The organism is Pseudomonas reactans, from assembly GCF_013387025.1.
GTDB lineage: Bacteria > Pseudomonadota > Gammaproteobacteria > Pseudomonadales > Pseudomonadaceae > Aquipseudomonas > Aquipseudomonas reactans.
In genome coordinates this window covers 132,689-154,357 of record NZ_JACAQP010000005.1, presented here as the reverse complement: position 1 = coordinate 154,357, position 21,669 = coordinate 132,689, and the positions used below count along the sequence as shown (strand labels likewise).

The window sequence follows — 21,669 nt, the reverse complement described above, 5'->3', positions numbered from 1 at the left end:
ACAGTTTTGATTGCGTTCCAAGTCAGGCGGGTTGCAGTTTTTGTTCGAACACCGAGACGCCATCCAGGTCCCGCAAAACCACAGTCAACTCCGCCGTCTGCCCATCAATATTCACCTCGCCAAAAAACTGAAACCCGGCGAACGGTGAGGTGTTCTGCGCCGGCGGCGCTTTCTCGAACACCACCTCAGGCCCAAAGGTTTTATCCAACGGATTAGGCCCGAAACTCCCCGCATTCAACGGCCCGGCAACAAACTCCCAGAATGGCTCGAAATCCTGGAACGCCGCACGATCCGGGTGATAGTGGTGTGCCGCGCAGTAATGCACATCCGCCGTCAGCCAGACATGGTTGCGTACCTTCTGCGCCCTTAAAAAGCCCAGCAGCTCGGCAATTTCCAGCTCACGCCCTTGCGGTGCGCCTGGGTCATTATTGGCAATCGCTTCCCAGCGCGGTACGCCTGGGCTCACTTCGCCATCGGGCACACCCAGGCCAATCGGCATGTCAGCCGCGATGACTTTCCACTGCGCCTGCGAACCTTTGAGCTCACGCTTGAGCCAGTCCAATTGCTCACGGCCGAGGAAGGGCTTTTCGCCGCCCAGGTTGTCATCGTTGGGTCCGCGATAGCTGCGCATATCCAGCACAAATACATCCAGCAGCGGCCCATAGCTGAGCTTGCGATAAATCCGCCCGCCGCCATCGGCACTCTGCCGACGCATCGGTGAATATTCCAGCCAGGCCTGGCGCGCACGGCCGACCAAGGTGTTGATGTCCTTGACCTGGTAACGCTCATCCAGTTGCTTGCTCGGCGACCAGTTGTTCACCACTTCATGGTCGTCCCACTGCCAGATTTGCGGCACTTCGGCGTTGAAACGACGGACGTTTTCATCCATCAGGTTGTAGCGGTAATTGCCGCGATACTCATCCAGGGTTTCGGCAACCTTGCTCTTGGCTTCGGTGGTGATGTTGCGCCAGATGCGCCCGTCTTCGACCGTAAGTTGGGCCGGCACCGGGCCGTCGGCGTAGATGGTGTCGCCGCTGTGGATAAAGAAGTCCGGCAAGCGCAGGCGCATGGCTTCATAGATGCGCATGCCGCCGATGTCCGGGTTGATGCCGAAGCCTTGGCCGACGGTGTCGCCACTCCACACAAAACGGATATCGCGGCGCTGTTGCGGCACGCTGCGCAGGTGGCCGAACCAGGGTTCACTGGCAACGCCGGTCTGGGCGTCTTCGAAGTGCACACGGTAGAAGATCGCCTGGTCGGCGGGCAGCCCGGTGAGTTCGACACGGGCGGTGAAGTCGGTGCGGTTGTCGGCCAGGGGTGAGATGAATTTGCGCGGGTTGCTGAAGACACTGCGGGTATCCCACTCCACCACCATGCGGGCCGGGCGGTCGCTGCGGCTCCAGATCATGGCGCGATCACCGAGCAGGTCGCCGGACTGCACGCCGTCGGTGAGTTGTGGCCGGTCCTTGACCGAGGCGATCACCGCCGGGGCCAGGCCCGGCAGCAACAGGCCGGCGCCGACGGCTTGCATCACGCGGCGGCGGCCGAGATCGAAGTGGCTCATGCACATGCCCTCTGAATATCAAAAGGGGAACTTAAGCATGGCCGGATGAAGCGACTATGACAGCCCTACCGATAATGCGTTATCCACGCATCACTGAGGGACGGCCACAGCGCTGATCTTTCCGCTGCGATAAGCCTCGAATATTTGATCAATACTGGATTTGGCATCGCCCTTCGCCGTGAAAATCCCACCGCAACCTTGGTTAGCGGCGGCGTAACGCTCGTCATCCATCAACACCTGATGCGCTTTCTTCAAGTTCCAGAACGGGATACCGGCAAACAAGTGGTGGGTCAGGTGGTAGTTATCGCCATGCATCCCGATGATCGAACGCTCAAGCAGCGTGGGGAAGCGATTGCGGGTGAGCTGCACTTCTTCGTGGTAGAGGCCAAACATCCCGAAATGCTCAGAGACTTCGGATAACCAGCCAATCACCTGGAACACCGTGAAATACGGCACCAGCCAAAACAATACATAGGCCCACGGACCGATGAAGTAGCTGAAAACCAGCAGCAGTACCGTGTGAACAGCCAGCAATTTCAGGCCTTGTGCCGGATTGGCCAGGATATCCCCAGCCCGATTCTTGACCAGGTAGAGGAAGTAACGATAGGTATTGGCCAATGTCAGGCTCTTGAGCAAATGCCCGATCAGAAAATCGAAGCGGTCGGTCGCTTTATACAGGCCCGATTCGATGTAATAGCGGTGGTCCGGGTCTTTATGGGGGTCACCGAGATTGTGATGGTGAAGCTGCACATGGGAGCGTCGGTAAGCCTCATAATTCTGGAAGATCGGGTAGCCGAGCAAATATTCGCCGATGACTTTATTGAGCTTTTTGCTTTGGGTCAGCGTCATGTGCGCGGCTTCGTGCAGCAACGAAGCCAAGGCCCGTTGCCGGGAGCCTATAAACAGGAGTGCCAGTGGGTAGAGGTAGTTGTAGCGATCCGCAAAAAACACCGCCAGTGAGATAACGGCCACGTCGGCCAACACCGCCAACATCCAGTGCCAATTATCCTTTTTGTAAAGTGCACGCAGTCGTTGTTTCACTTCATTGGCAGGATTGAACTTATTTATATTACCCATCAGAATTCCTTTTCCTCAGTTCGAGGCGCCCAGTGTAATTTACCTGATACGCAACATTATAAAAACGGGCCACGCGACGAGCGCTTGATCACCCACACCCAACCGCCGGAGCAACTTAATAGTTTGCACCTGTCTTGGCCAACCGATAGAAGCACAGACGATGCTCGGCGAGTATCGCCGCTACACCACCCTGTTATTTATATAATATGAATATTACAGTTTCGCCAGCAACTCCATGAACACCTGCACATCTTCAAGGCTATTTTTATTATTAATCGATAGCCGCACAAAGCGATCATGCCCTTGCCCCAACATATAGTAAGGCGTATGTGAGGCATAACCCGGCCAGCCATTCACGCCCTGCGCACGCATGTAATCGACAAGTACAGTTGCCGAATAATTAGCGTGGGTAAAGGCAATGATCCCCGCTTGTTGTGTACCTGGAGCGATGACGCTGATATGCGCCGTTTGGGCCAACTGTTGATAAAGAAACCGGTAGGTCCCACGCTCAACGTTGTAGGCCACGGACAGACGGTCTTTGATCGCCTGGTTCAACCCAACCACTGCCGCATTGTTACGCTCGGCATACTCAAAACGCCGCGCATCATCAGCCCCCAGGCTCACCACGCCGCGCACGTCAACGCTGGCCCTGCTCAGGTCAGTGAAGCGCGGTTGCGCAGCCACCATAAAATCCTCGGACAGATAGGCAAACCCCGTGCCTCTGGGTCCGCAAAGAAACTTCCTACCGGCGGCGGTCAACACATCGGCACCGATAGCCTGCACATCCAGGGGCAGCATGCCTGCCGATTGACAAGCATCAACGAAGTAAAAGCACGGGTAATCACGCAAGATATTACCCACCGCTTCAACATCGTTCACGATGCCGCAGCACGACGGCACATGCACGACCGAGACCAGCATGACTTGCGCGCTCATATGCTGTGCCAGCCATTGCAGGTCCAGGTCACCATTTGCCAGCAGCGGCATTACGTCAACCACCACGCCGTAGCGGCGCTGCAACTCAGACAATGCGATCAGGTTGCCGGCGTATTCATAGGGCGTGACCACGACACGCGCCCCCTTGGACCAAGGCAGCGCGTTCAACGCCGTCACCCACGCCTTGGTAGCGCCATCGAAAAGTGCAATATTGCGCGCAGTCGTGCCAAGTAACCGAGCGATATTTTCATACACTTCGCCGTCCAGCGTTGCGGCGTAGGACAGTTCGGTTTCATAGGCGCCGAGTTCATGTTCCTCTTGCAAATAAACCTGCATCACATGCAACGTTTCAGCGGAAACACGACCGGCCCCTGCAGTATTAAAGTGAATCATCAATCAGCCCTATTTCGTGAGCCCATAAAATAGAAACCGCTCGCCACCACGATACACATGGACAAGACATAGAACATCGCCTGGGGCGCATAAAGCGATAACGCTATCCCACACAATACCGGGCCGAGGGCCGCCCCCAGGTTCGACAAGTTCTGTGCGCCGTAGTAAACGCCGCGCATATCCTCCGGTGCTATGTAATCAATAAACAGATATTCCGCCGGAATAATGATGATTTCACCCACGGTAAAAACGATCATCGCAAGTACCCAAATAACCGGTATCTGTGCATAGGCGAACCCCATCAGCCCTACCACAAAGAACAGCATCCCCAGCATTAACATGCGAAACAGGTTGTGCTGGTTGATCCGCGAGCCGATCAGGTATTGAAGACCGATCACCACACAGGCGTTGGTGGTGACCAGGTAATTGATAATCCGATACGCATTTTGTGGGTCGCTCGTCACGATCAGGTATTGCGACAAGTAGGCGGTGAACTGCCCGAACACAATGGCGCTGAGAATGCCGCCGATCGTGAAACACACCAACCGATAGTTCTTGACCAAATGCACCAGCACGTTGGCAAAGCTCGTTCCGCTACCTTCACTCGCACTGCCCGTTGGCCGAGGAATTCGTCCACCCACCAGCCCATACAGCAGGACAAAGACCGCCCCGATCAACGCGGCCACGGCAAACGGCATTCCGGGACTGACTTTGGCAAACATCACACCGAGAAAAGGTCCGATGGCATAGCCGACGTTGGTCAGGGTGTACTTCAGTGAGAACACCCCGCCGCGCTTGTCCGGTGCCACCAGAAAACCTATGCCGGATTTAACGGCGATGTCGACCACGGCATAGGCCAGGTTCACCACCACAATCGCGATGATGAACGGCACCAGACTGGTGACCTGGAACGCCACCGCGAACGCGAGGGCGAACACCGTCGCAGCGACGAGCATGACCCGGTAGTTGGAGAACCTGTCCACCAGGAACCCGCCATAGACCCCCAGGACTGAACTGACGATCAATGCACCGCCGACCGCAAGACCGATATCCGCAACGCCCAGACCAAACGCCTCGGAGAAGTAAATAACCAGATAGGGCAACGCCAGCGCCCTGGCGACGGTCAGGATAAAGGTCGCCGACAGCAGCAGGATCACCGTTCTGTCATAGACCCTGGCTTGACTCTGGGCTACCAGTCCCTCCGAGACGTGCTTCATGTCAGCATTTCCCTGTAAACGCTTGGCTCGTGCTCACGCAGCAATTCAATACTGTGCTGAATATTCGTGCGATCGCTGTCGAGGATGAATACATGACCGGGGCTGTTTTCCAGGGAAATGGTCGGTTTGAGTACACCGTCATCCTGGATTTTTATGCTGTGCACGCCGGGGATCGCCTTCCACGCCGTGATGTCCGGCGAACGCTTGATTGGCCCCGCATGCCGCGAGATCAGAAACACACAGCTGGAATGAAAGTAGAGCTTTTTCCGCGGCCGCTGGCGGTAGTCGAGAAAAGCCTGAGGGTTAATCAACGAGTCGATCCACAGGCTCAACTGGTTATGCCCCAAGGCTCGGGTATAGGCCGAAAGATCGATACCGCCCGGCATGCGCGCAGCCGTCTCCAGCAACACCGGTTCGTCATTGACGATCATCAATTCGCTATGCCCGACGCCTTGCCGGATGCCCAGCGCATCGAGTACAGAGAATATGTAACCGGACAGCCGACTGTAGACGTCGGCATTCTCCACCGGGCACATCAGCTGGTTGTAGTCATGCACCGGCGAGGCACCGATACGAGTACGGTAGACACGGATAATTTCGCTGACGTAGTGCAGGCCATCGACACTCACGGTATTCACGCAGTATTCGATGTCGACGTCTTTGGACTTGCTGAGCAGCAACTCCGAGTTGAAGTCCGAGTTATCCAGGTATTGCTGCACCAGGATCTCTTCATTGCTTTCCAGAAAAATATTGCGACTGGACTTTATGACGTCGAAGGCGTGTTCAATCTGGCTGACGTCAGTGCAAATGTGGATATTGTCGGAACCGGCGCTTTTAACCGGCTTCACTACCACCGGCAGCATGTGGTTTTCCTTGACCCAGTCCAGAATGCCCGGCAACGCATCTGACTTGAAGTGCTTGATCGATCGTACACCCGCCCGGGACAACGCCTCGTGCATTTGGTACTTGTCGCGCCAGCGCACTGCGTGGTCAGGATTGTTATGGCGCGGGACGTTGAACAGCGCAGCCAGATGGGCGGCCAACTCCACGCCGAACTCACAACCGGCCAAGACAAACTGCACGCAATAGTCGGACAGCGCTTCCTGCAACTCTGCATCCGAACGATAAAGCAGGTCGTTGATGAAATCCCCGGTGCGGAACCAGGTCTCATAAAACGCGTTCACGTCAGCGGTCGAACGCACGTGCACACATTCATACCCACGTGACATGAACGCAGGTGCGATCAAACTGCCAATCGAATAGGCATCGACAACCACGACGATATTTTTCTTGTAGATCATTTGACGGCCTCCCGCGTTGAACTCAATTCACGCACGGTGGCTTTGATTATCCCCGCTGCCTTGAGGATGTCGGCACGACTGATATTGATATGCGGCATAAAGCGCATTTCCCGTGCGTTATAAGGCAAGCCGGCGACACCTTGTTGGCTCAGGTGAGTACCGAACTGCATCGGCGTCATACCCAGCGAAGAAACATCCAGGGTCACCATATTGGTTCCCTTGTAGTGCGCAGGCGTCTCATCGATATCGCTGAGCAGGCGGTGCAGCAGGGCCGCATGTTCGTGATCTTCGGCCAAGCGCTCGATATTGTTGTGCATCGCATAGAGCCCGGCGGCGGCCATCATGCCGGCCTGATGAAGATCGCCGCCAAACCATTTACGGTATTTCCTGGCGCGCTGGATCAGCTCTTTAGAGCCCACCATGATCGAGCCCACTGGTGCGCCCAGTGCCTTGGACAGACACATGGACATGAGGTCGGCGTTTTCCGTGTAGGAGGTCACATCAATGCCTGACGCGATAGAAGCGTGGAGGATGCGAGCACCATCCAGGTAACGATAGGCGTCGATAGTCTTGGCATAACCGAAGACTTCGTTCATCTGTGCCAGAGGAAAGATCGCACCGCCTTTGCACCCGAGGGTGTTTTCAACCACCACCACGCGTGGCAACGCGTAGTTCTGGTTCCAGCGGCAACGCGAGGCATACAGCTTTTCCAGGTCACTGACGTCAAACAACCCGTTCTCGTGGGACGACAATGAGAAGTTGACGCCGGAAAACGCCGATGTAGCAGCGGCCTCGTAATAGTTGATGTGGTAGGAAGCATCCAGAAAAATCTCATCACCGGGCTGGGTGAGGGACTTGATAGCCAACTGATTGCTCAGCGTGCCACCCGTGGTGAAGAGCGCCGCTTCCTTTTGAAAGTAATTGGCACAGAACGCTTCCAGAGCCCGCACACTCGGGTCTTCGCCGAAGCATTCGTCCCCGACTTCCGCCTGGTAGATAGCCTTGCGCATGCCTTCCGTTGGCTTGGTGACCGTATCGCTTCTGAGATCGATAAACATGACTGCTCCTTTAGTAACCAGCGCCGAACGTGATACGCGAGGGGTCGTAGAAGTCGGCAAGTGCCTGAAGGACATTGTCCGGCGACTCCGCCAGGCGGTGCAGGAAATGCAGGTACCAGCTATCGCCGTAAACTGCGGCAATCCGGCAGGTCAGGCCCGCCTCTTTGGCACTGCGCAACACGTCCGGTTGTACGCCGTGGAGCATCTCCAGCTCCTCGATCCTCAATTGATAACCACCGTCGAAAAGACGCTTGATCAAGTTGGGGTCTTGCGTTGCACAACTCACAGCCACGTTGGCGGCCAGCAAGTCATCAAGTAACGACAGGTAGCGTTTATCCAGTGCCTCACCACGAGGCAGCGCAATGTCGGGTACCTCGTTGTAAACCCCTTTGACCAATCTGACTTTACGTCCATAGCTGATGATGCGCGGCAAGTCTTCGACAGTTCTATGCAAGTGCGCTTGCACGGTAATACCGACATTGTGATGGGCGGGGGCAAGTTCGGCGTACACTTCCAGAATCTTATCAACGGCCGAAGAGTGCTCCATGCTGATCATGACGGGGATATCGTGCTCCGCCGCCGCCGACAGGATAGTGGCTGCGTTGTGATAGGCGGTTTCCTGGGAAACAAGCAGCCCCACCGCACTTAAATCAAACCCCAACTGTGGTTTTAAACCAGCGCGGGCAAACGTTTTAATGGCGCTCAGGTACTCGTTGACAAAGTCTTGTACAACGCCTGGGTCATGATTTTCTTCACCCACATATTCAACACCCAGCTGGTAGCCTTTTGCCGCTAACGCCTGCAGCTTACCGCTCAATGCCTGCGCATCCGACGCGACAATGTAACGATGGGCAGCGTGCTCGAACAATTTGAAAAACAATGAATTTTTATCAAACGCATCGCGACAGGCCTGGTTGAGTGCCAACTTTTTCAACCCTGCACAGGCCAGTGTATAAACTTCCTTGGAAAGCATTTCTTCCTCCTTGCAGACAATAGTTTGTGCAACCACAACTCATCTATAAAACAGCACAGGTGTTTTATTAAAAACTCGGCGACCCATTTCACGCGCGCAATAGTGCCCTGGACAAGAAAATGCCACTCATAACCTGAAAGGTGTTTTTTGCCCTATTCCGCCTGCATGAGAATGCTCGGGGACTCAAAGCAACGCCGCTCCATAAACAGGAGATGCAGCGATTGCTCATAACAGGGTCGATATACGAAGTGCCGGGAAAGAGCACTTATCGTCGTCAGATTTATTTTAAAAGTGACCAGCATCCTTGTCTCGTCAATCAATAGGCCATTTTTATGACATTGCGAGTAGCGAATCACTGACAGGTATTCGTGCGTCTAGCTTACCGCCGTGCCACGTTCTGATTTATGATCTTTTTTACCAGATAGGTGGAACTAAATTCATGGATACAGGGTTCGTATGTTTTCCTCAGAGCGCTTGAAAGGGATTGATGTGTTCGTCTGCGTCTCGGAGACCGGCAGCTTCAAGGCCGCGGCCGAGAGAATGAATTTGACAGGCTCCGCCATCAGTAAAAGTGTCGCCCGGCTGGAGAGCCGATTGGGCACCCGGCTTTTTCAACGCACGACCCGACGCCTTTCGTTGACCGATGCCGGGATCGCGTTCTATCGCACCTGCACCGGTGTGCTCGCAGACCTCGAAGAGGCAGAGTTGTCACTGCAAGTCGACAATATCGAGCCGCGTGGACGGATTCGAATCGACCTTCCAGGCGCGTTCGGCCGCGCACAAGTGCTCCCGACGCTCCTGCGGTTCATGCAGGATCACCCGCTGCTGATACCGCACATCACGTTCTCCGACGGGTTGATCGACCCATTCCAGGAAGGCGTGGACGTGGTGGTGCGCATCGGCGGCGCCGATGTCTGGCCCGAAAGAGTGGCGCATCGTTACCTGGCCAGTGAGTGGCATACCTTCTGCGCATCGCCGAGCTATTTGGCCAAGCACGGCACGCCGCTCACGGAGCAGGATCTGGAGCATCACCACTGCATCGCCTATGGCTGGGTGGATGGCAATATCACCCCGTGGAGTTTCGCAGGCGAGCATCCGGGCGCCATAAAACGCCAACCGGTGGCTGCCCGGTTGGTGATCGGTAATGGCGAAGGCTTGTTGATGGCGGTATTGGCGGGCAGTGGAATCGCACAATTGCCATCGTGGCTGATTAATCAGCAGTTGGAAGACGGAACCTTGGTAGAAGTGTTGCCCCACCTGGCAACCGAGGGCATTCCGATCAATCTTGCCTGGGTCAAAAGCCGCCAAACGCTGCCAAAGGTCAGTGCCTTGCTGGACGCATTGACGGCAAGCCTGACGCCAGCAGGCGGCATCTTAGGGGGGCTTAGACGAACATGACCCCCTTGAGAAACCAGGCGACCCCAAGGCCGCCTTTGCATGCCGATGTACAACCGCGACCACCCGGGCACTGCCACAGTGCCGTGCCCCCACTGCTGATACATGCGATCAGGTCGGCGCGACCGCCAGTTCGACGGCTTCCGGGCGCTTGATCAGCGCGTACACCAACCCCGTCAACAGGCTGCCGGCAACAATCGCCAGCAAATACAGCAACGCATGGTTCATCGCATTCGGAATGACCAGCACAAACAGGCCGCCGTGGGGCGCCGCCAGTTTGCAGCCGAAGTACATCGACAGCGCGCCGGTCAACGCACCACCGGCAATGCTGGCCGGGATGACGCGCAACGGGTCTTTGGCGGCAAACGGAATCGCGCCTTCCGAGATAAAGCACATGCCGAGGATCATCGCCGCTTTGCCGGCCTCGCGCTCAGTCTGGGCGAATTTGCGACGGGCCAGGAACGTGGCGATGCCCATGCCAATCGGTGGCACCATGCCGGCGGCCATGGTGGCAGCCATCGGCGCGCCACTGGAGGCCGCCAGCAAACCGACGGAAAACGCGTACGCCGCCTTGTTGATCGGCCCACCCAGGTCGACACACATCATGCCGCCCAACAGAATCCCCAACAGCACCGCGTTGGTGGTGCCCATGGTGCTGAGGAAGTCGGTCAGCCCAGTAAGCAGGCGCGCGACCGGCGGCCCCACCAAGTAGATCATCGCCAGGCCGGTAAACAGGCTCGCCAGCAATGGGATGATCAGGATCGGCTTGAGCGCCTCCAGGCTCTGCGGCAACTTCACCGCACGGGTGATCAGCTTGACGCAATAGCCGGCCAGGAAACCGGCGAAGATGCCGCCGATAAAGCCCGCGCCCAGCGTCCCGGCCAATAAGCCGCCAATCATGCCGGGCGCGATGCCGGGCCGGTCGGCAATCGAGTAGGCGATGTAGCCCGCCAGCAACGGCACCATCAACATGAAGGCACGGTCACCCACGGTTTTCAGTGCAGCTGCCAAGGTGCCTTCCTGTTCAAAGGCATGGATGCCAAACACGAACGACAAGGCGATCAATAGCCCGCCCGCCACCACCATCGGCAACATGAACGACACACCGGTCAACAGGTGTTTGTACACGCCGGTCTTTTCTTTCTTGGCCACCGCACCGCTGGCGGCGTTTTCCACCGCACCTTCAGCCAGCGCCTTATTAAGGGTGGCTTCGGACTGCTTGAGGGCAATGCCAGTGCCGCAGCGGTAGATCTTCTTGCCGGCAAAGCGCTCGGTGGCGACTTCGATATCCGCCGCCAACAACACCACATCGGCATCGGCAATGGCCTGCGGGCTCAAGGGCGTCCGTGCACCGACCGAGCCTTGAGTCTCGACCTGCAAGTCGTAGCCCAGCCGCTTGGCGGTCTGCTGCAAGGCTTCTGCGGCCATGAAGGTGTGTGCCACGCCGGTTGGGCAAGCGGTGATGGCGACGATGCGCGGCGCATGCTTGGCCAGCTTCTCCGTAGCGACATACACCTGCGCCTCTTCTGCGCCGCGACGCAACACCGCGTCGACATCCGCCAGCGCCTGGGCCGGCGTGCTCTGGAACACGCGCTTGCCGACAAACCGCTGCATATCCACCGGGGTGCTGCTGACCAACAACACCCATTCGGCGTCGTCGATCGTGGCCTGGGACAACTGGCGTTCCGGGCGCTGCACATCCACCACTTCAACGCTGGTGCTCCAGCCTTGGCGCTGCGCGGCGGCGTCCAACAAGCGGGCGCACAGCACACTGGTGACCATGCCGTTTGGGCAGGCGGTAACAATGGCTAACTTCATCACAAACCCTCTTATTGTTCTGTCAGCGCGCGCACGTGGACGCCGCTTTCGAGGCACGCCAATTGCGCGTGATCGCTGATGCCGAAACCGATCTGCGTCACCGCCATCGCGGCAATTGCCGTGGCTCGGCGCAGGGTTTGCTCCGGTGTATCGCTGCTGAGCAGACCGTGGAGCATCCCAGCCAACAGCGAGTCGCCGGCGCCGACGGTGCTGGCAACCGCGACCTTGGGCGGTGTGGCGTGCAACGATGTGCCCGGGCTGTACCAGCTCACGCCCGCAGCGCCGTCGGAAACCACCACGTGTTCCACACCTTGTTGATGCAATTGGCTGATGGCATCCGGGGCATTACCCAGGGCGTCGGCCAGTTCTTCGGTATTGGGTTTGACCAGCCACGGGCCAGCTTTCAACCCGGCGCGCAATGCGTCGCCGCTGGTGTCCAGGGCGACTTTCAAGCCAAGGTTTTTCAGTTGTTCGAGCATTTTCTGAAACCACTGCGGGCTGACGCCGCGCGGCAGGCTGCCAGCCACTACCACCGCATCGAATTCCGGACCGATCATCGCGATCATCTTGAGCAGCTCTTCTTGCGCCGCTTCACTCACCAGCGGCCCAGGCGCATTGATGTCGGTGACCCGGCCATCCTGCTCGGCAATCTTGATATTGCTGCGTGTTTCACCCGGCACGCGAATGAACGCATTGCCAAATCGACGGCGGGCGATCAGCGCGTCGAACGCCTGGGGGTTTTCCTCACCGAGAAACCCGCCCACGCTCACCAGATGGCCCAGGTCGGCCAACACCTGCGCCACATTCACACCCTTGCCGGCGGCATGGGTCAGCAGGGTTTCGCTGCGGTTGACTTCACCCGGTTCCAGGCGCGCCAGGCGTACCGTCAGGTCCAACGCAGGGTTCAGCGTCAGGGTCAGAATCCTTGCCATCTACACGGCCTCCACTAGGGCTCGCACTTCGGCGGGCGAGCCCACCGCCAGTGCTTGTTGCGCCAGGCCCTGGGCCTCGCTCAGACTGAATTCGCGCACGCGCGCCTTCACTTCGGGAATGCTGCGGGCCGACACGCTCAGCTCATCGACACCCAGGCCGATCAGCACTGGCACCGCCAACGGGTCCGCCGCCAGCTCGCCGCACACGCCGACCCATTTGCCATGGGCATGGGCGGCGCGCACGGTGATGTCGATCAGTTGCAACACCGCCGGGTGCAGGCCATCGGCCTGGGCGGACAGGGTCGGGTGGCCACGGTCGATGGCCAGGGTGTACTGGGTCAGGTCGTTGGTGCCGACGCTGAAAAAGTCGACTTCCTTGGCCAGGACCGGCGCGAGCAATGCCGCCGACGGCACTTCGATCATGATCCCCAGTTGCAGGTCCGCTACCGGGATTTCCAGGCGCAGACGCTCGGTCATGTCGCGGGCTGCGCGCCATTCGTCAACACTGCCGACCATGGGGAACATGATGCGCAGCGGGCGATTGTCCGCCGAGCGCAGCAGCGCCCGCAGTTGCGCTTCCATGATCTGTGGGCGCTGCAAGGTCAGACGAATGCCGCGCACGCCGAGGAAGGGGTTTTCTTCTTGGGCGATCGGCCAGTAAGGCAGCGGTTTGTCGCCGCCCACATCAAGGGTGCGCACCACCAGCGGGCGACCGGCGAGGCCATCGAGGACGCGGCGGTATTCAGCTTCCTGGGTGGCCTCGTCCGGCGCTTGCGGGTGGGCCATGAAAATCAGCTCGGTACGTAACAAACCAATGCCTTCGGCACCCTGCTCCACCGCGCTGGCAACCCCGGCACTTTCGCCGATGTTGGCGAACACTTCCACGGCGTGCCCGTCGCGCGTCAGGGCCGGTTCGTGGCGCTGCGCAGAGGCGGCTTGCAGGCGTTGTTCACGGGTGTCGCGCTCGACCGTTGCGCGTTGCAGGGTAGCGGCGTCGGCGTCTACATGCAGGCGACCGCGCTGGCCATCCAGCAACAACGGCGTACCGGCGGTCAGCAGCAACACCGTCAGACCGGCACCGACCAACGCCGGAATACCCAGCGCACGGGCGACAATGGCGCTGTGGGCCGTCGCGCCGCCACGGGCGGTGAGGATGCCGGCGACGCGCGCCGGGTCCAGACGCGCCACATCGGACGGACCGACTTCGTCCATCACCAGAATGTAAGGTTCGCTCGGCTCCTGGGCGGTTTCGACGCCACACAGTTGCGCCAGCACGCGGCGACCAATGTCACGCAGGTCGGCGGCACGTTCGGCAAGCAAAGCATCCTGCAACGACTCCTGCTGCTTGGCGGCCGCCTCGATCACACTCATCCACGCCGCTTCAGCGCTTTCGCCTTGCTTGAGGCGGGTGTCGACTTCGTCGGTGAGTTCCGGGTCGTCGAGCATTTCCTGGTGGGTGATGAAAATCTCGCGGATCGCCTTGGACTGGCTGCGCTCGATCAGGCCTTGGATATCACGACGCACATCACCCAAGGCGCTGCGCAGGCGCTGGCGCTCGATGGCCGAGGATTCGCCACGCAGTGGGTAATCGAAGACCTGCTGAACCTGGATATGCGCTGGGCCGATGGCAATGCCCGGCGCGGCGGCGATGGCCTGGATCTGGCTGCCGGCCAAGGGCGCGCTGAGCACCGGCTCGATATCGACGACTTCAGGCGGGGCGCTCGCGGTCGGCAGCGGCTCGACTTCTTCACCCAGGCCTTCTTCCACCGCCGCCAACAGCGCGGGCAGCGCGTCGCCGGCAATGCTCGGTTCGGCGACAAACTCCAGCACCTGGCCGCGACGCGCACCGAGGCTCAGCAGTTTGCTCAGGCTTTTCACCGACACGGCGCCAACTGGACCATCGACGACGCGCACGCGGAGGTCGCCTTCGAAACTTTTCGCCAACTGCGCAAGGATCTTCGCTGGGCGTGCATGCAGGCCGTGGGCGTTGGCCAGGGTGATGCGCGCAGTGGGCCAATCTGGAGGCAATTCACCGCCGAGCACTTCAAGCACGGCGCGGCTGCTGGTGGCGCGGCCGAGTTCCTGGCCGCGGCCTTCGATCAGCAAGGCACATAGGCGCTCGAGCAACGTCTGGTGGGCTTCGCCCAGGCTGGCCAGGCAGAACAGGCCGTTGAGCGGCTGGCCGAGGTAACGCATGGGTTTGTCCGGGGTGACAAACGCCAGCCCTGGGCGCTTGACAGTCTGCTCGCTGTGCAACCACCACAGGCCATCGCCGAGGGGCAGCGCGTCCACCTGCTGCAACACGGCGGCGAAACCATTGCTCACACAATCGGCCTGACGCAACAGACGCGCACCGCGCCATACCAGCTCTTCGAAATCGTCGGCCGACACGCCCAGGCTGATCATCTGCGCATCCAGCGCCAGTTCCTGCGGCGCACCTTGCAGCAGTTTCAACAGCGCTTCGGCGCTGCCGGCACGGCGCAGGGCCTGGCCCAAGTCGGTTTCGCCGAGGGCGCGGGTGAGCAGTTGCAGCAAGCGCAGGTGTTCGTCGGATTTGGCGGCGATACCGATGGCCAGGTACACGATCTGGCCGTCGCCCCAGTCCACCCCTTCGGGGAACTGCAGCAGCCGCACACCGGTGGAGAACACCTGGTCACGGTTTTCGGGGGTGCCGTGGGGGATGGCGATACCTTGGCCAAGGAAGGTCGAGCCTTGGGCTTCACGGGCTTGCAAACCGCTGAGGTAACCCTCGGCGACCAGGCCATCGGCCACCAGTTTTTCAGCGAGCAGGTGCAAGGCAGCAGATTTGTCCACAGCCACTTGGCCCATGGAAATCTGCTCTACAGTGAGCTCAAGCATGCCGTTCTCCTAGTTAGTGCGGTGGCGCACTAGGTATTGTTTTAAACAAACAGTGTAAAGGGTGTTCAAGAATTACTGACTGAGCAGTCAATTGGCAGTAGCCACTCAGTCGCGAACGTCGTAAAAATACGCTGGCTGAAACGTTTAATCTATAGTTTATGGAAGACTACGCGTTAATTGCGCATCCTTGAAGAACCACTCGGCGCTTGAGCCAGGACATTGGTCGTGTACAGGAATCGGTTACGATTGGAGAAAATGTCGGGGCAAGCTCCAGAAAACAAGGAAATCCCGGTTTGAAACTCAGTGATATCGCCCGTCTCGCCGGTGTGTCCGTGACCACCGCCAGCTACGTCATCAATGGCAAGGCTGAACAGCAACGCATCAGCAGCGCCACCGTCGAGCGAGTGCGTGCCGTGGTCGAAGCCCATGGCTTTACCCCCAACCCCCAGGCCGCCGGGCTGCGCAGTCGGCACACGCGCACCTTGGGCTTTATCCTGCCCGACCTAGAAAACCCCAGTTATGCGCGCATCGCCAAGCTGCTGGAACAAGGCGCGCGGGCGCGCGGCTATCAACTGCTGATCGCCAGCTCCGACGATGACGCCGACAGCGAACGCCAACTGTTGCAACTGTTCCGTGCCCGGCGCTGTGATGCGCTGTTTGTCGCCAGTTGCTTGCCGGCCAGCGATGACAGTTACCGCGAGCTGCAGGCCAAGGGGCTGCCAGTGATTGCCATCGACCGGGTGATGGGCGCGGATCATTTCTGCTCGGTGGTCAGCGACGACCGCCAGGCGTGCCAGCAATTGACCAGCAGCCTGTTGCAACCTCTGCCCAAGCAGATCGTGCTGATCGGCGCACGGCCCGAGCTAAGCATCAGCCAGGAACGTGCCGCCGGCTTCCGCGAGGCACTCGAAGGTTTCACCGGCGAGGTGATCGTCGAACACGGTGAAGCCTTCAGCCGCGATTGCGGCCGACAGTTGATGGAGCAACTTCTGCAGCAACTGGGGCATTTGCCTGACGCGCTGGTGACCACGTCCTACGTGCTGCTGCAAGGCGTGTTCGACGCCCTGCATGACTTCCCGCTCAAATCACGGCCGCTGCGCCTGGGCACCTTTGGTGATACCCAGTTGCTGGATTTCCTGCCGCTGCCGGTCAACGCCATGGCCCAGCAACATCAACTGATTGCCGAGACCGCCCTGCGCCTGGCCCTGGCCGCGGTTGAAGAAGAACAGTACCAACCCGGCGTGCATGCCATCGGCCGGACGTTCAAGCAGCGTATTCGCGAGGCCTGAGCGTGGAGTTGATCGACACCCACACCCACTTGGACTTTCCGGACTTCGACAGTGATCGCCGGGAAGTCCTCGCCCACAGCCGAGCCTTGGGCGTGCAACGCATGGTGGTGTTGGGCGTGTATCAGAAGAATTGGCAGCGGTTATGGGACCTGGTGCAAGCGGACGAAGGCTTGTTCGCTGCCTTTGGCCTGCATCCGGTGTACCTCGATGACCATCGCCCCGCCGACCTGACGGAGCTGGGCGACTGGCTGACTCGCCTGCACGGCCACCGGCAACTGTGCGCTGTGGGCGAAATCGGCCTGGATTACTTCCTCGAACAGCTGGACCGCGAACGCCAGCAAAGCCTGTTTGAAGCGCAACTGAAACTGGCGGTGGACTTCCAACTGCCAGCACTGCTGCACGTGCGTCGCAGCCACGCGGCCGTGATCGCCACCCTCAAGCGCATTCGCCTGCCCCGTGGCGGCATCATCCATGCATTTGCCGGCAGCCGCGAAGAAGCCCGCGAATACATCAAGCTCGGCTTCAAACTGGGCTTGGGCGGCGCCGCCACTTGGCCCCAGGCCCTGCGCATGCACAAGGTGCTGGCTCACCTGCCGTTGGATGCGGTGGTACTGGAAACCGACTCACCGGATATGGCGCCCGCCATGTATCCCGGCCAACGCAACAGCCCCGAACACCTGCCGTCTATCTGCACCGCGCTCGCCGAGCGCATGGGTACCAACGCTTTATTGCTGGCTGAGGCGAGCACACGCAATGCGCGCGAGCTGTTCAACTGGTAGCGCGGGTGTGACCAATTGTAGATTCAACGTCATGCGCTGGCGGTAACGGGCGTATCGCAACACCAGAAAATGCACCAGCAGCACCACCAACGAGATGTTGAATTGGCCGATCACACTGATCAGCCCCACCCACTCCACCACCAGCGCCACGATCAGCACCGTGCAGGTCAATACCGCCATGCTCGGGCGCACCATCGCCCACTGGTCCAGGGACCTGAACTGGCGCAACTGCCGAGGGCAGTTCAACTGCAAAATCCACTGGCAGTAAGGGCAATCGAACGGCTCTTCGATGGCGATGGCATTCAGTTGCCAAGGCTTGAGGTTAAAGGTGATATCACAATGGGCGCAGTGCCCTTTGATGCCGATCGCAGCGGCCATCGCTGTGCCTCCCCTGGACTTGAAATCGAGTGAAACAATTTTCACCGATTCACGGCTCCAGAAAAGAGACGCAGCAAAATCAGGACAAGCGCCACACCACAAGGCGATAAATCCTACACATGGCTCTCACACCCGAAACGCGCCGATCAATTGTTTCAGCTCAATCACCTGCAGCGATAGCTGTCGACTCGCCGCTTCGGTCTGATGCGTGCCCTCAGCCGCATGCTCGCCAGCCCGATTGATTTCAACAATGTTCTGGTCGATATCGTGGGCGACGGCGGTTTGTTGCTCCACAGCGGCGGCGATCTGCTGGTTCTGATCGACGATCATGCCGACGGCACCGAGGATGTTTTCCAGGGCCTGCTGGACCTTTTCCGACTGCCCCACGGTGCCACTGGCCATTTCATGGCTGCTGCCCATGGCCTTCACGGCAGCCGCCACACCACTGTGCAAGCGGCTGATCATCTGTTCGATTTCTTCGGTGGAATGCTGGGTGCGTCGTGCCAGCGTGCGCACCTCATCGGCCACCACCGCAAACCCACGCCCTTGCTCGCCAGCACGCGCGGCTTCGATAGCCGCGTTGAGTGCTAGAAGGTTGGTTTGTTCGGCAATGCTCTTGATCACTTCCAACACGCTGCTGATGGACTGGCTGTCGGTGGCCAGTTGGTTGATCACCCGCACCGACTGATCGATCTCCGTGGCGAGCCGCGCAATGCTGCCCTGCTGCGACTGCACCAGGCCACGGCCGCTGACGGTCTCATCGTTGACGCTATGGGCACTGCTCACTGCCGCCGCCGCGCTGCGCGCAACTTCCTGCGCAGTAGACGACATCTGGTTCATCGCGGTCGCCACCTGTTCGATCTGCGTACGCTGCCCGGATACGGCCTGATTACTCTGGGCCGACACCGTCTCCACCTGTCCGGCCTGCAACTCGACTTGACTGACGGTATGCCCGACGCGCTCGATCAAGTCATGGATCTTCGCCACGGTGCCGTTGAACACCTGGCCCAGGTCACCCAGTTCATCGCGGCTATGTGCAACAAAAGTGACGGTCATGTCCCCGGCCGCCACCTTATCCATCATCGCGCCCAGGCGCCTCAGCGTGGTGCGCGTGGAGGCGTAGAAGCCTGCGTACAAATAGAAAATCAACAGGAACACCGCGCTCAGCGCCGAGACCAGCACCACCATGTGTGTGCGGTTCTGTGCCAGACGTTGTTCCAACTGCTGTCCGAGAAAGGTCAACGTGGCGTCATCCAACTGGTAGGTCTGGGCCATCAACCGGCTGACACCGTCGTAGAAATCCTGCCAGGGTGCGTCGAGGGTTTCGGCCATCACCACCTGTTCTTCAAACAACTCGCTGCCTTGCTTGAGGCTGGCGCTGCTGGCCTTGGCCAGGCTGTCGAGGGCCGTATGCGCGGCTTTGCTGGAGCCCAGGGCGTCCTGCAATTTCAAGCCATATTCGGCCTGGAGTTTTTCCAGTTGCTGCAACAGTTCGTCAAAGCGTGTGCTGGACGACGAATTGAGAAAGCCTTGACCCAGAGAATAGGCGCCCATCGCCCGGCCTTCGCCCAGTGTCTGGGTGACCTGCGGGGTCACGCTGGTGATCAATTCACTGAGTTGGCGCAGATCGCTTTGGGAGTCGCGGCTTAAGCCGGATTGGCTGGCGATGATCTGGCTGAGCATCTGGGCCTTATTGAGCAATTTGCCGATCAGCGCACTTTTGCTCAGCAACGAGGTTTCCTGTTGCTGGGCCTTGAAGGCGGTGATCAACTCGTCGCGCTTGGCGTCAAACGCGGCAATTTGCTCGGGCTCGGTCGTCATGGCGTTGAGGCTTTGCAGGCGACTCAACACGCTGTGTTCCAAGGCGCTGATCTTGCCCTCAAGGTCGCCCGCCTTGCCGGACTGGCCCAGCGTGGCGTTGATCTGCACCTGGTTGTTGAGGGTTTCCAGGTCGCGGCGTAGCGCCAGACTGCTGCCAAGCAAGTCGAGGCTTTGCAGTTCGACGCGGGTGCCCTGGAATTCACGCCACGAGTCACGCACCAGGTAATAGTTGGTCGCCAGCATCGGCAGCAGGAACAACACGCTGATCAAGCTGAACTTCATGCCGAAGCTCAGGCGATTCATCAGCGCGACGGCGGGATAGAGCAAGCTCTTCACAGGTGAACTCCCTTTCTTTTATTTTTATTGAGGCGCAGGGCGGCAGTTAGCCAGCATCTGTATAGCTCAATTTGAAAGGGAGTTTTGTAACTTAAGGTTAATGAGATCAGCCGTCAGGGCAATACCGTCCAGATGGCAAACCCGGCATACCACAGCACCGCTGCGCGCAGCAGCAGTTCCCAGAGTCGGTCGAGGCTGTTGATGCCGTCGGGACCGACCGCCGGTGGCGGGATTTCGGCGGCGACCAGGCCGACTTTCTCCACCAACTGGGCAGCGCTGATGTCCCAACTCAGCAGTTCATGCAGCATCACACGGCCAACGGCGACGAAGTTGCCCACCAGGGCAAAGCTGGCCGCCAGCAGACGCACCGGCAGCCAGTCAAAGGCGTGGCGCAGTTGCCCGGCCCGCTCAGCCACCAAAGGGTTCTTGCTGTGGTCACTGGCCAGTGCGAGCAGGCGATAAGCCAGCGCAGCCACCGGACCCAACAGGAAGTACCAGAAAATCACCGCAAAAAAGCTCTGGTAGGCCTGCCACAACAGATGGCCCTGGACGCGTTCGAGCAGTTGTTCGCCACTGTCGGCGCTCAGGTTCAGGTCACGCTCGGCCACATGCTCGGCGGCTTGCAGGTCGCCACGTCGCCAGGCATCGCGGAAGGGGCCGAGCCCGGCAAGCAGATCACCACGGCCCAGGCTGTAGATCACCACCAGCAGGTGCACCGGCAGTGCCAACAGCCCGTAAGCCACCGGCTCCAACACCAGCAGCAGCAACGCCAACAATGCCACCGGCAGCAACACCAGCAATGCCAGGATCAGCCAGGGCTGTTTGCCCATGCGCGGGCTCGATTCCAGCTTGGCAAGTTCACGCAGCCAACCGCCATCACGCTGCAACCGCTGGCGCAGGGCCGAGAACTTCTCGATCCATACGGCCAGCACCAACACCAGGAAACTCATCGTGCGTGTCCTCCATCCTGTAGGGCGCTGCGAAAGCGCGTCCAATCAAAAGCCGGGCCGGGATCGGTCTTGCGACCCGGGGCGATATCGCTGTGACCACAGATACGCTGGGGCGTAATGTCGGGGTAAGCCGCCAGTAACTGGCGGGTCAGGTCGCTCAATGACGCATATTGGGCGTCAGTGAACGGCTGGTCATCCGTGCCTTCAAGCTCCACCCCCAAGGAAAAGTCATTGCAGGTGTCCCGCCCCTCGAATTGCGAGATCCCGGCATGCCAGGCGCGATCAAGACAGGACACAAACTGCGTCACCGCACCATCACGTTCAATCAGAAAATGCGCAGACACCCGTAGGTCAGCGATCCCTTCAAAGTAGGGATGTTCCGTGACATCCAGGCGGTTCTGGAAGAATTCCTGCACTTTACCGGTAGCGAACTGCGCCGGTGGCAGGCTGATGTTATGCACCACCAACAGTGAGATCTCGCCGGCGGGGCGCTCGTTGAAGTTGGGCGAAGGGCAATGACGGATGCCCTTGCACCAACCGCTGGTGGGGTCCAACTGCATACAGGTTCCTTGAACGAGACAACGTGTGATCAG

At 59.2% G+C, this 21,669-nt stretch carries 17 protein-coding genes; 3 read left to right on the top strand and 14 right to left on the bottom strand.

What is annotated here, in order from left to right; translation table 11 throughout:
- Window positions 1–22: 22 nt before the first annotated feature.
- The 7 genes from HX793_RS05095 to HX793_RS05065 form a co-directional block, all read right to left on the bottom strand.
- Window positions 23–1,564, bottom strand: a complete 1,542-nt coding sequence (locus HX793_RS05095) for an alkaline phosphatase D family protein (RefSeq protein WP_016976261.1) — start codon at window positions 1,562–1,564, stop codon at window positions 23–25.
- 90 nt (window positions 1,565–1,654) lie between these two features.
- Window positions 1,655–2,641: a guanitoxin biosynthesis L-arginine gamma (S) hydroxylase gene (gene gntB, locus HX793_RS05090; RefSeq protein ID WP_016976262.1), complete on the bottom strand. Its 987-nt coding sequence runs from the start codon at window positions 2,639–2,641 to the stop codon at window positions 1,655–1,657.
- A gap of 213 nt (window positions 2,642–2,854) precedes the next feature.
- On the bottom strand, window positions 2,855–3,970 hold the full coding sequence (locus tag HX793_RS05085) for an aminotransferase class V-fold PLP-dependent enzyme (RefSeq protein ID WP_177050288.1): 1,116 nt from the start codon (window positions 3,968–3,970) through the stop codon (window positions 2,855–2,857).
- Window positions 3,970–5,187, bottom strand: coding sequence for an MFS transporter (locus HX793_RS05080; RefSeq protein WP_177050290.1), 1,218 nt, complete (start codon window positions 5,185–5,187; stop codon window positions 3,970–3,972). The genes HX793_RS05085 and HX793_RS05080 overlap by 1 nt, the downstream gene beginning before the upstream one ends.
- Window positions 5,184–6,488 (bottom strand): hypothetical protein, encoded by a 1,305-nt coding sequence (locus HX793_RS05075; protein ID WP_016976265.1) that lies wholly within the window; start codon window positions 6,486–6,488, stop codon window positions 5,184–5,186. The genes HX793_RS05080 and HX793_RS05075 overlap by 4 nt, the downstream gene beginning before the upstream one ends.
- Entirely contained in the window at window positions 6,485–7,546 is a 1,062-nt protein-coding gene (locus HX793_RS05070; protein WP_095014681.1) for a threonine aldolase family protein, read from the bottom strand. Before HX793_RS05070 ends, HX793_RS05075 begins: the two co-directional genes overlap by 4 nt.
- Before the next feature lie 10 nt (window positions 7,547–7,556).
- On the bottom strand, window positions 7,557–8,519 hold the full coding sequence (locus HX793_RS05065) for a proline dehydrogenase family protein (protein WP_177050292.1): 963 nt from the start codon (window positions 8,517–8,519) through the stop codon (window positions 7,557–7,559).
- 456 nt (window positions 8,520–8,975) lie between these two features.
- Here HX793_RS05065 and HX793_RS05060 point away from each other — a divergent pair, with 456 nt between their 5' ends.
- Window positions 8,976–9,917 (top strand): LysR family transcriptional regulator, encoded by a 942-nt coding sequence (locus HX793_RS05060; RefSeq protein ID WP_177002363.1) that lies wholly within the window; start codon window positions 8,976–8,978, stop codon window positions 9,915–9,917.
- Between the two features lie 108 nt (window positions 9,918–10,025).
- On the opposite strand, the gene HX793_RS05055 is transcribed toward HX793_RS05060, so the two are convergent.
- Genes HX793_RS05055 through ptsP form a run of 3 tightly spaced genes read right to left on the bottom strand, consistent with a single transcriptional unit; the run spans window position 10,026 to window position 15,523 of the window.
- Window positions 10,026–11,732: a PTS fructose-like transporter subunit IIB gene (locus tag HX793_RS05055; RefSeq protein WP_177050294.1), complete on the bottom strand. Its 1,707-nt coding sequence runs from the start codon at window positions 11,730–11,732 to the stop codon at window positions 10,026–10,028.
- Window positions 11,733–11,743: 11 nt separating this feature from the next.
- Entirely contained in the window at window positions 11,744–12,664 is a 921-nt protein-coding gene (gene pfkB / locus HX793_RS05050) for a 1-phosphofructokinase (protein WP_177094968.1), read from the bottom strand.
- The gene (gene ptsP / locus HX793_RS05045) at window positions 12,665–15,523 is read right to left on the bottom strand and encodes a phosphoenolpyruvate--protein phosphotransferase (RefSeq protein ID WP_177094970.1); all 2,859 of its coding nucleotides are present in this window, start codon (window positions 15,521–15,523) and stop codon (window positions 12,665–12,667) included.
- 293 nt (window positions 15,524–15,816) lie between these two features.
- Here ptsP and cra point away from each other — a divergent pair, with 293 nt between their 5' ends.
- Window positions 15,817–16,812, top strand: coding sequence for a catabolite repressor/activator (gene cra, locus HX793_RS05040; RefSeq protein WP_016976272.1), 996 nt, complete (start codon window positions 15,817–15,819; stop codon window positions 16,810–16,812).
- 2 nt (window positions 16,813–16,814) lie between these two features.
- Complete coding sequence (locus HX793_RS05035) at window positions 16,815–17,591, top strand: TatD family hydrolase (RefSeq protein ID WP_177094972.1); 777 nt, start codon at window positions 16,815–16,817, stop codon at window positions 17,589–17,591.
- Here HX793_RS05035 and HX793_RS05030 read toward each other — a convergent pair.
- The 4 genes from HX793_RS05030 to ampD form a co-directional block, all read right to left on the bottom strand.
- Entirely contained in the window at window positions 17,538–17,969 is a 432-nt protein-coding gene (locus tag HX793_RS05030) for a hypothetical protein (protein ID WP_177094974.1), read from the bottom strand. The genes HX793_RS05035 and HX793_RS05030 overlap by 54 nt on opposite strands.
- A 126-nt stretch (window positions 17,970–18,095) precedes the next feature.
- On the bottom strand, window positions 18,096–18,800 hold the full coding sequence (locus HX793_RS31960) for a methyl-accepting chemotaxis protein (RefSeq protein WP_371858002.1): 705 nt from the start codon (window positions 18,798–18,800) through the stop codon (window positions 18,096–18,098).
- A gap of 1,439 nt (window positions 18,801–20,239) precedes the next feature.
- On the bottom strand, window positions 20,240–21,076 hold the full coding sequence (ampE, locus tag HX793_RS05020; protein WP_095014672.1) for a regulatory signaling modulator protein AmpE: 837 nt from the start codon (window positions 21,074–21,076) through the stop codon (window positions 20,240–20,242).
- The gene (ampD, locus tag HX793_RS05015) at window positions 21,073–21,636 is read right to left on the bottom strand and encodes a 1,6-anhydro-N-acetylmuramyl-L-alanine amidase AmpD (RefSeq protein ID WP_095014671.1); all 564 of its coding nucleotides are present in this window, start codon (window positions 21,634–21,636) and stop codon (window positions 21,073–21,075) included. The genes ampE and ampD overlap by 4 nt, the downstream gene beginning before the upstream one ends.
- Window positions 21,637–21,669: the final 33 nt, after the last annotated feature.